Source organism: Nocardioides sp. (assembly GCF_024509035.1).
Lineage (GTDB): Bacteria > Actinomycetota > Actinomycetes > Propionibacteriales > Nocardioidaceae > Nocardioides.
On record NZ_JANINT010000061.1, the window covers coordinates 1 to 10,246 of the forward strand.

The window sequence follows — 10,246 nt, forward strand, 5'->3', positions numbered from 1 at the left end:
CCGGGAGCCTCGGCGCCGACGTGGTGGTCGGCTCGAGCCAGCGGTTCGGCGTCCCACTCTTCTACGGCGGGCCGCACGCCGGGTTCATGGCGGTCTCCGCGGGCCTCGAGCGGCACCTGCCCGGGCGCCTGGTCGGCGTCTCGGTGGACGCCGAGGGCCGGCCGGCCTACCGGCTCGCGCTGCAGACCCGTGAGCAGCACATCCGTCGCGACAAGGCCACCTCCAACATCTGCACCGCGCAGGTGCTGCTCGCCGTCGCGGCGGCGATGTACGCCGTCTACCACGGCCCCGAGGGACTCCGCGCGATCGCCACGCGCACCCACCGCTACGCCGCGGTGCTCGCGGCCGCGCTGGGGCAGGGCGGCTTCGGCGTCGCCCATGAGCACTACTTCGACACGCTGACGGTCCCCGCGCCCGGGCGGGCGGCCGACATCGTGGCGGCGGCACGCGGCCTGGGCGTGCACCTGCGCGTGGTGGACGCCGACACCGTCGCGATCAGCACCTCCGAGTGCACCAGCCGCTCCACGCTCTCGAGCGTCCTCAAGGCGTTCGGCATCAGCGGGGTCGACCTCGACGCAGTCGACGCCACGACCGCCGACGCCCTGCCGGCCCCGCTGCGGCGCACGTCGGACTACCTCACCCACGAGGTGTTCTCGAGCTACCACAGCGAGACCGCGATGCTGCGCTACCTGCGGCGGCTCTCGGCACGCGACTACGCCCTCGACCGCGGGATGATCCCGCTCGGGTCGTGCACGATGAAGCTCAACGCCACCACCGAGATGGAGCCGATCTCGCTGCCGGGCTTCGCCGACCTGCACCCCTTCGCTCCTGCCGAGGACGCCCAGGGATACCGGCGCCTGGTGAGCGAGCTCGAGACCTGGCTGGCCGAGGTCACCGGCTACGACTCGGTGTCGATCCAGCCGAACGCCGGCTCGCAGGGCGAGCTCGCCGGGCTGCTCGCGATCCGCGCCTACCACCGGGCCAACGGCGGGGAGGCGCGCAACGTCTGCCTGATCCCGTCCTCGGCACACGGCACCAACGCCGCCTCGGCTGTCCTGGCCGGGATGCGGGTCGTGGTCGTGAAGTCCGACGAGGGCGGCGAGGTCGACCTCGACGACCTGCGGGCCCAGTGCGAGGCGCACGCCGAGGACCTCGCCGCGATCATGGTGACCTACCCCTCGACGCACGGCGCGTACGAGGACACGATCACCGAGCTGTGTGAGATCGTGCACGCGCACGGCGGGCAGGTGTACGTCGACGGGGCGAACCTCAACGCCCTGCTGGGCTATGCCAAGCCCGGCGAGTTCGGCGGCGACGTCTCCCACCTCAACCTGCACAAGACCTTCTGCATCCCGCACGGCGGGGGTGGCCCGGGCGTGGGCCCGGTCGCGGCGCGGGCCCACCTGGCGCCGTACCTGCCCTCGCACGGCATGCACCCCGAGGAGGCCAAGCGGTCCGGGATCGGCCCGGTCAGCGCGGCGCCGTACGGGTCGGCGGGCATCCTGCCGATCTCATGGGCCTACATCCGGCTGATGGGCGCCGCGGGCCTGACCCGCGCGACCGCGGCCGCGGTGCTCTCGGCCAACTACGTCGCCGCTCGGCTCGGCGAGCACTACCCGGTGCTCTACCGCGGCCACGGTGGGCTCGTCGCCCACGAGTGCATCCTCGACCTGCGCGGCCTGACCAAGGACACCGGCGTCAGCGTCGACGACGTCGCCAAGCGACTGATCGACTACGGCTTCCACGCCCCGACGATGTCGTTCCCCGTCGCCGGCACGCTGATGGTCGAGCCCACGGAGTCCGAGGACCTCGGCGAGATCGACCGGTTCATCGACGCGATGATCGCGATCAAGGGCGAGATCGACCGGGTCGCAGCGGGGGAGTGGTCCCCGGAGGACTCGCCGCTGCGCGGCGCGCCGCACACCTCACGCGCGCTGGTCGGCGACTGGGACCGGCCCTACTCCCGCGAGCTCGGCGTCTTCCCGACCGGGATCGACCCCGACAAGTACTGGCCGCCGGTGGCCCGCATCGACCAGGCGTACGGCGACCGGCACCTGGTCTGCTCCTGCCCGCCTCTGGAAGCATTCGCGGAGTGATCGACACCCCCACGACCGTCACGGACACCACCGCACGACGACTGCTGGCCCGGATCGCCCGCGCCCAGGCGAGCGGTCGGCTGCCGTCGGTCGTCGCCGGGCTGGTCCGCGACGGCGAACCGGCGTGGTTCGGGGCGTTCGGCGGCCCCGCGGTCGCGGGGCACGACCCGTTGGACGTGCAGTACCGCATCGGCTCGATCACCAAGACGATGACCGCGGTGCTCGTGCTCCAGCTCGAGCGCGACGGCCGGGTCCGGCTCGACGATCCCGCCTCCGTGGTGCTCGGGGATCTGGCCGGGCACCCCTACGCCGATCGGAGCCTGCGCACGCTGCTGGCGCACGACGCCGGGCTCCAGTCGGAGCCGGCCGGATCGTGGTGGGAGCGGACCCCGGGTGGCTCCTTCGAGGAGCTGATGCGCGCCAACGACGGCTCCGCACCCGCCTTCGGCCCGGACGAACGCTTCCACTACTCCAACCTCGGCTACGCGGTCCTCGGCGAGGTGGCCGCACGGCTGCTCGGCATGACCTGGTGGGAGGCCGTCCGGACCCGGGTGCTCAACCCACTGGGCATGACGCGCACGTCGTACCTCCCGCACGGCGCGGCCGCTCAGGGCCACTCGGTGCATCCGTACGAGGCCACGCTCGTCGACGAGCCGGCCACCGACAACGGCGCCATGGCGCCGGCGGGGCAGCTCTGGGCGACGATCACCGACCTCGCGACGTACGCCGCCTTCCTCGGCCACGGCCACCCCGACGTGCTCTCAGCCGACGAGCTCGCCCGCGCGTTCGCGCCCCAGTCGGGCAGCCCCGAGGACGGGCTGCGCTCGGCGCACGGGTTGGGCTTCCAGCTGTTCGCGGGCGGCTCGGGCACGCTGGCCGGTCACACCGGTTCGATGCCGGGCTTCCTGGCCACCGTTCTCGTGGACCGGCGTCGGCGCACCGGTGGCGTGGTGCTGGCCAACGCCACGACCGGGTTCTCACCGGCCGAGGCCGTGATCGGCCTGCTCGAGGACCTCGAGGACTGCGAGCCGTCGCTGCCCGAGCCGTGGCGCCCGGCGGCGCCGCTGCCGCCCGAGCTCGCCGGCGTCCCGGGCGTCTGGCACTGGGGCAACACCCCGGTCGTGTTCACGATGGAGGGTCACGAGCTGGTCGGCCTGCGCAACGGCGTGGAGGCCTACCGCTTCGTCGTGCAGGACGGCCGCATCGTGGGGCGCACGGGCTACCACGCCGGCGAGACGATGCACGTCGTACGACGATCGGATGGCTCCGTCGCCCACCTGGAGGTCGCGACGTTCGTCTACACCCGAACGCCGTACGACCCGGAGACCCCCATCCCTGGGGGCGCTCCGGGCCGTTAGCGGTGCCGCTGCAGTTGCCGCTGCTTGCCCACGGGCTGACGGAGGTCAGACCGTGGACTCCTTGGTGACCCGCAGGTCGTAGAGGAAGGCGTTGTCGCACGTGAGCGGTGCGGTCGCGCCCTTCCACGACAAGGTCAGGTCGGTGGCCAGACGGCGGTGGAAGCCGTCGATGGTGATGTGCTGGCCGGCGTCGTCGTGCTCCTCGTGGACCGAGGTCCGGACGCCGGTCTTGCGAGCGGTGCCCTCGACGAGCGCCCGCCCCCCGGCGACCTTCAGGGTGCCGCGGACCTGGCGACCCGTGCGGAAGTCGGTGTCGGTGTCGCGGCTGCCGCCGACCTGGCGGTCGTCGTCACCGATGAGGACCTGGATCGTGTTCGAGGCGACGTTGCTCTCGTAGAGGCTCGTGTAGACCGGCTGGCCCTTGATGGTGCCGGTGCACTCGATGACGAGGCCGCGCTCGCGGGTGGTGGTCGGCTCGCCGGCCGTCGCGGGGGTGCCCAGGCCGATCAGGCTGGAGGTCGCGGCGACGGCCAAGGCGCTGGTGATCAGCTGGGTGCTGCGCATGAGATGCCTTGCTTCCTGTGTGTCGGGTGTCGTTCGGGTTCGAACACAGGGGATACGCCGGACCGGCCGGTCCGGTTGCATGCGACTTTCCGGCCGCGGTTCAGCGGGCCTGCGACACGCTCGACATGTTGAAGTCGGGGACCCGCAGCGCCGGCATCGCCGTGCGGCTGAAGTAGTCGTCGCCCCACTCGCGGCTGAAGGCGGGGACCGTCGCGGAGGCGTGCGTGAAGCGGTTGAGCAGGTCGACCGGGCTCTCGTTGAAGCGGAAGTTGTTGACCGCCCCGGTGATCTCGCCGTTCTCGACGAGGTAGACGCCGTCGCGCGTGATGCCGGTCAGCAGCAGCGTCTGCGGGTCGACCTCGCGGATGTACCACAGGCAGGTGAGCAGCAGCCCTCGCTCGGTCCCCGCGACGAGGTCGTCGATCGACCCGGACGCCCCGTCGACGCTGAGGACGAGGTTGTCGATCGCGGGGGTCACCGGTTGCCCGGTCATCGCGGCGGAGTGCCGGGTCTGCAGCAGCGCGGACAGGTGGCCGTCGCGGATCCAGTCGGTGCGCTCCAGCGGTAGCCCGTTGTCGAACACCGACGACTCGTTGCTCGAGCTGGCCGCGAGGGCGAACGGCTCGCACTCCAGCCCGCGGTACGCCGGGTCGGAGAACAGGTTGACGCCCGGCTTCGCCAGGCTCTCACCGATCCGGGTGCCACCGCCGCGCCTGCTGTAGACCGACTGGCCCTCGTGGGCGGTGCGCGCGCCGGCGTACCAGTAGGCATCGATCATCAGGTCGGCGACCGCGGTGGGCGGCAGGATCGTGTCGTAGCGTCCGGCGGGCAGGTCGACCTGCCGCTCGGCCCAGGCGAGGCGCTGGGCCAGCTGAGCATCGAGGGCGAGCGGGTCGACGTCGGTGAAGTCGCGGGTGGCGGCCCCGATCCACGCGCTGCGGGTGAGGTCCGCGGTCTTGGCGGTGCAGCCGACGTGGCCGGTGGGCTGCACGTGGCGCAGGCGCAGGCCGGTCGTGGAGCCGAGGTAGGTCGTGGTCGACTCGTGGTTGACGAACCCGTAGAGCACGCGGCCCTCGCCGGCGGCGCGGCGGAACGCCTCGCCGAGCGCGGGCGCGACGGCGTCGTAGACGTGGATGTCGGTCGGAACGGCGGGGTCGTCCCAGTCGGGGGAGACGGCGTCTCGGACCAGGTCGGCGGCGTCCTCGGCCGGCGCAGCAGCGCGGGCCGCGGCGTCCGCGGCGTCGACGAGCGCGCTGACCCCGGCCTGGGTCGTGACGCTGCCGGTCATCGAGCCGGTCGCCACGCCCTCGGCGGTGCGGACGAACGAGATCACCGTGAGGTCGACGCCGCTCATCACGCCGTTGGTGGTGAGGGTGTTGTTGGCCCAGCGCAGGTTGGCACTCGTCCTGTCACGCACGATCACCACGCAGTCGTCGGCGACCGAGGTCGCGACCGCGTGCTCGACGAAGGACTGGGGGGAGACGGGAGTGCTCATCAGTGGCCGGCCTCGTCGGTGGTGTTGAGGATGCGGACGTCGCGGAACAGGGCTGTGGGGCAGCCGTGGCTGACGCTGGCCACCTGGCCTGGTTGGGCCTTGCCGCAGTTGAACGCCCCGCCCAGCACATAGGTCTGCGGCCCGCCGACCGCCTCCATCGACCCCCAGAAGTCGGTGGTCGTGGCCTGGTACGCCGCGTCGCGGACCTGGCCCGCGAGCCGCCCGTCGACGATGCGGAAGAAGCGCTGGCCGGTGAACTGGAAGTTGAAGCGCTGCATGTCGATGCTCCACGACTTGTCACCCACGACGTAGAGCCCGCGCTCGACGCGACCCACGAGCTCCTCGGTGGAGGGGCCGTCGGGCGCCGGCTGCAGGGACACGTTGGCCATCCGCTGGATGGGGATGTGGCCGGGGGAGTCGGCGTAGGCGCACCCGTTGGAGCGGCCCGCCGGAAAGTCGGGCCCAGCGAGGTCGGGGTACATCCGGCCCATCGCGCGGTCGAGCTGGTAGCCGACGAGCGTGCCGTCCTTGACGATGTCCCAGCGCTGGGTGGCGACGCCCTCGTCGTCGTAGCCGATGGAGGCCAGGCCGTGCGGCTCGGTGCGATCGCCGGTGACGTTCATGACCGGCGACCCGTAGCGCAAGGTGCCGAGGAGGTCGGGGGTGGCGAACGAGGTGCCGGCGTAGTTGGCCTCGTAGCCGAGCGCCCGGTCGAGCTCGGTGGCGTGCCCGATCGACTCGTGGATCGTCAACCACAGGTTGGAGGGGTGGATCACGAGGTCGTAGCTGCCGGCCTCGACGCTCGGAGCGCGGAGCTTCTCGACGAGCAGCTCGGGGACCTCGGCGATCTCGGCGTCCCAGTCCCAGCTGTCGGGCCCTCCGTCGAGGTACTCCCAGCCGCGGCCGACCGGCGGCGCGATGCTCGCCATCGAGTCGAAGGCGTCCTCGATCGCACCCATCGCCTCGAACCCGGGGTGCAGGCGGATCCGCTGCTGGGTGGTGCGGGTGCCGGTGAGGTCGGCGTAGTACTTGTTCTCCTGCACCTGCAGCAGGTGCGCGGAGGCGTGGTCGACCGACGCACCCGTCCGGAGGCGGTTGGTCCAGTCGATGAGGACCTCGGCCTTGTCGCGCACCGGGACCTCGAGCGGGTTGACGACGTACGGCGAGATCCACGTGACGTCGTCGTGGACCGGCTCGTCAGCGAGCTCCACGGGCGCGCCGGTCATCTCGGCGGCGACCTTCGCCACCGCGACCGCGACCTCGGCCACCCGGACGGCCTCGTCGGGCGAGAGGATGACGCCGGAGGCGAAGCCCCAGGCGCCCCGGTGGATGACGCGGACGGCGAACCCGAGGTCCTCGGTGTCGTTGGCGCCCTGGAGCACGCCGTCGCGCACGCCGAGGTTCTGGTAGCGCACCCGCTCGAAGCGGAAGTCGGCATGGCTGGCGCCGAGCTCGCTCGCCCGCGCCAGGGCCGCGTCGCCGAGGGCGCGGTAGGGGAGTGCGGTGAACGACGAATCCAGGACCGGCCCGCTCATGGTCGCGAACCTACCGGAAAGGCCGGGCCGCGCTGCTCGGGCACGACTACGGTTGCGGCAGCGACGAGTGGCGGAGGTCGGCGTGAGGGCAGTGGTCTACGACCGTTACGGAGGCCCCGAGGTGCTCCGGCTCGCGGAGGTGCCGCCGCCGACACCGGGCGCGGGTCAGGTCCTGGTCAGGGTCGCGGCCACGTCGGTGAACCTCAGCGACTGGGAGTGCCTGCGCGGCTCCCCGGCGTACGCCCGGATCGGCGGTCTCCGCGCGCCCGCGCGGCGGGTGCTCGGCTCCGACATCGCGGGGGTGGTCGAGGCGGTCGGCCCCGGGGCGACCCGGTTCCGGGTCGGCGACGAGGTGTACGGCGACAACCTGGCCCTCAAGGGCGGGTTCGCCGAGCTCGCCGTCGCTCCGGAGTCCGTGCTGGCGCCGAAGCCGTCCGGCCTGTCGTTCGAGGCCGCCTCGACGATCCCGCAGGCCGGCGCGATCGCCTTGCAGGGGACACGAACGGTCACGGCGGGTGACCGGGTGCTGGTCAACGGCGCGGGCGGTGGGTCCGGGTCGTTCGCCCTCCAGCTGGCGAAGCTGGCCGGCGCCCACGTCATCGGCGTGGACAACACCGCGAAGCTGGACTTCATGCGGTCCGTGGGAGCCGACGAGGTGATCGACCACACCCGGGACGACTACACGCGCACCCAGCCGTACGACGTGGTCCTGGACCTCGTGGCACGTCGTACGGTCCGGGCCTACCGGCGGGTGCTCGCGCCCCACGGCCGGTACCGGTGCGTGGGCGGCTCGGTCGGAACCATGCTGCGGGTGCTCGCTCTCGGGCCGGTCCTCGGGCTCCCCGGTCGGCGTTCGATCGGTGTCCTCGCGGTCAAGGAGGGGCCGGACCACTTCACGCCGATCGCCACGCGCTGCGTGGCCGGCGACGTCGCGTGCCACGTCGACCGGACGTACCCCCTCGACGAGGTGCCCGCGGCACTCGCGCACGTCGGTGAGGGGCGGGCGCTCGGCAAGGTGGTCGTCGTCCCGTCCTGAGGCCGGGACCGCCGCCAGCAGAGGGTGAGGCGAACGGCCGATCGGGTACTGGCGCGCCATGACCGACACCGCAGACCAGAAGCAGCTCGTGGACCTCATCGGCGACATCCCGATCGCGATGCTCACCACCTTCGGCCCCGAGGGGCCGCGCAGCGTGCCGATGGCGCGCCAGGAGGTCGAGCCGACCGCGGAGCTGTGGTTCATCACGGCACGCGACACCGAGCACACCCGGGCGGTCGCACAGGAGCCGCGGGTGTCGCTGACCTTCTCCGCACGCGACTCGTGGGTGGCGGTCTACGGCCGGGCGGCCGTCGTCGACGACCTCGCGAAGCTGAAGGAGCTGTGGAACACCTTCGCCGAGGCGTGGCTGCCGGGCGGGCCGGAGGACCCGAACGCGGTGCTGCTGCGCGTCGACCTCGACCACGGCGAGTACTGGGACACCCCGGGAGGCAAGGTCGCCTCGCTCATCAGCTTCGCCAAGACCAAGCTCACCGGCGACACCTACGACGCCGACCACGGTGAGGTCGATCTCTGAGATGGATCTCCGAGGTCGATCTCGGAGCTCGATCTCGGAGCTCGGTCCCTGAGGTCGATCTCTGAGGTCAGCGGCTGACCGCCAGGGTCGATCCGCGGCGTGACTTCGTCACGACCAGCCGGGTCGGGATGCGGTCGCGCATCTCGGCCACGTGGCTGACGACGCCGACGACCCGGCCGCCGTCGCGCAGCGAGTCGAGGGTGTCCATCACGTCGTCGAGGGTGTCGGCGTCGAGGGACCCGAAGCCCTCGTCGACGAACAGCGTGTCGAGGTCGGCGCCGCCCGCCTCCTGGGTGACCACGTCGGCGAGGCCGAGGGCGAGGGCGAGCGAGACCACGAACGTCTCGCCGCCGGAGAGCGTCGCGGGGTCGCGGGACTCGCCTGACCAGTCGTCGCGCACGAGCAGACTCAGGCCGCCGCGGGTCTCGCCGGCGCCGCGGCGGCCGGTGTGCTCGAGGGAGTAGCGCTGGTCGCTCATCCGTCCGAGCCGGGCGTTCGCGGCGGCGACGACCTGGGACAGGCGGTAGGCGAGCACGTAGGCGGACAGCCGCATCTGCAGCCGGTTGTCGGCCGACTTGCCCTCGACGAAGCTGCACAGGGCAGTGGCGAGCTCGAGCTCCTCGCGCATCGGCTCCCACTCGCGCAGGGCGGCGTCGAGGTCGGCCACCAAGCCGGCGAGCCGCGAGGCCCGGCCGGTCCACGCGGCCTCCTGGGCGCGCGCCGCTCCGAGAGCGTCGAGCGCGGAGCGGTGGGCCTGCTCGAGTGCCGGCAGGTCGGGCAGCTCCGCCGCCGCCACCTCGGCCGCGCCCGGCTCGGCGAGCACGGCGGTCACGGCCGCCAAGCGGCGGTCGTGGTCAGCGACCGCGGCAGCGAGCCGGTCGTAGTCCCGGGGCTGGAGGTGGGCGGCCAGCGCCTCCTCGGCCGTCGCGAAGCCGGCCTCGGCAACGGCCAGCGTGAGCGCGTCCTGCGCCTCGGCGAGGGCGGTGGCGGCGGTCTCGACCGCGTCGAGGGCCGCCAGCGCGGCGCGGCCGGACTGCTCACGACGGGCGTAGGAGGACGCCAGCGCCTCGTCGAAGTCGGCCAGCTCGGCGGCCAGCCCCTCCTGCTCGGCGGTGAGCCGGGTCAGTGCGGCGTCGATGGCGCTCTCCTCGGCCGCCAGCGCGGACGGCACCTCCTCGACGCGCTCGGTCGCCGCGGTGAGCCGGGCGGCCAGGTCTCGGACCTCCATGTCACGCAGGTGCTCGGTGGCAGCGGCGTCGTCGGCGGCGCGCACCGCGGCCTTCTCGGCGGCGTCGTCGGGAGCGCCGGCACGCACCGCGGCCTTGTGCGGGTGGTCGCACGAGCCGCACACCGGACAGCTCGCCCCGACGGCCAGCGCCCCGGCGATCTCGGCGGCCATGCCGTCCAGGCGCGCCTCGCGGATGTCGAGCGCGTGGCCGCGCAGCCGCTGGGCCTCGGTCCGGGCCACGGCGTGTGCCTCGCGCGCCCGGGCGACCTCGACCGTCAGCGTCTCGACGAGACGGACGGCGGCGAGGTGGGCCGCCTCGCGCTCGGTGGCCAGCTCGAGGCGGCGCCGCTCCAGCCGGTCGACCTCGGCGCGCACCTCGGACAGCCGGGCGGCCCGAGG

The 10,246-nt window shown here is 73.0% G+C and carries 8 protein-coding genes; 4 read left to right on the forward strand and 4 right to left on the reverse strand.

The features are described from left to right. A partial coding sequence (gcvP, locus tag Q0L15_RS05560; protein ID WP_296602830.1) for an aminomethyl-transferring glycine dehydrogenase occupies positions 1-2,096 on the forward strand: 2,096 nt, incomplete at its 5' end. Next, complete coding sequence (locus Q0L15_RS05565) at positions 2,093-3,454, forward strand: serine hydrolase (RefSeq protein ID WP_296602831.1); 1,362 nt, start codon at positions 2,093-2,095, stop codon at positions 3,452-3,454. The genes gcvP and Q0L15_RS05565, both read left to right, overlap by 4 nt. Positions 3,455-3,499: 45 nt before the next feature. Here Q0L15_RS05565 and Q0L15_RS05570 read toward each other — a convergent pair whose 3' ends face one another. The 3 genes from Q0L15_RS05570 to Q0L15_RS05580 form a co-directional block, all read right to left on the reverse strand. Next, the gene (locus Q0L15_RS05570) at positions 3,500-4,018 is read right to left on the reverse strand and encodes a hypothetical protein (protein WP_296602832.1); all 519 of its coding nucleotides are present in this window, start codon (positions 4,016-4,018) and stop codon (positions 3,500-3,502) included. Between the two features lie 100 nt (positions 4,019-4,118). Next, positions 4,119-5,513 carry a metallopeptidase TldD-related protein gene (locus tag Q0L15_RS05575; RefSeq protein ID WP_296602833.1) on the reverse strand — a complete coding sequence of 465 codons (1,395 nt, stop codon included), beginning with the start codon at positions 5,511-5,513 and terminating at the stop codon, positions 4,119-4,121. Continuing rightward, positions 5,513-7,048 (reverse strand): TldD/PmbA family protein, encoded by a 1,536-nt coding sequence (locus Q0L15_RS05580; RefSeq protein WP_296602835.1) that lies wholly within the window; start codon positions 7,046-7,048, stop codon positions 5,513-5,515. The genes Q0L15_RS05575 and Q0L15_RS05580 overlap by 1 nt, the downstream gene beginning before the upstream one ends. Positions 7,049-7,130: 82 nt before the next feature. On the opposite strand from Q0L15_RS05580, the gene Q0L15_RS05585 reads away from it, so the two are divergent. Both Q0L15_RS05585 and Q0L15_RS05590 read left to right on the forward strand, forming a co-directional pair. Further along, positions 7,131-8,084 carry an NAD(P)-dependent alcohol dehydrogenase gene (locus Q0L15_RS05585; protein WP_296602836.1) on the forward strand — a complete coding sequence of 318 codons (954 nt, stop codon included), beginning with the start codon at positions 7,131-7,133 and terminating at the stop codon, positions 8,082-8,084. A 58-nt stretch (positions 8,085-8,142) separates the two neighbouring features. Beyond that, positions 8,143-8,619 (forward strand): pyridoxamine 5'-phosphate oxidase family protein, encoded by a 477-nt coding sequence (locus Q0L15_RS05590; protein WP_296602838.1) that lies wholly within the window; start codon positions 8,143-8,145, stop codon positions 8,617-8,619. Between the two features lie 67 nt (positions 8,620-8,686). On the opposite strand, the gene Q0L15_RS05595 is transcribed toward Q0L15_RS05590, so the two are convergent. Beyond that, on the reverse strand, positions 8,687-10,246 hold a 1,560-nt coding region (locus tag Q0L15_RS05595; protein WP_296602839.1), incomplete at its 5' end, for an SbcC/MukB-like Walker B domain-containing protein.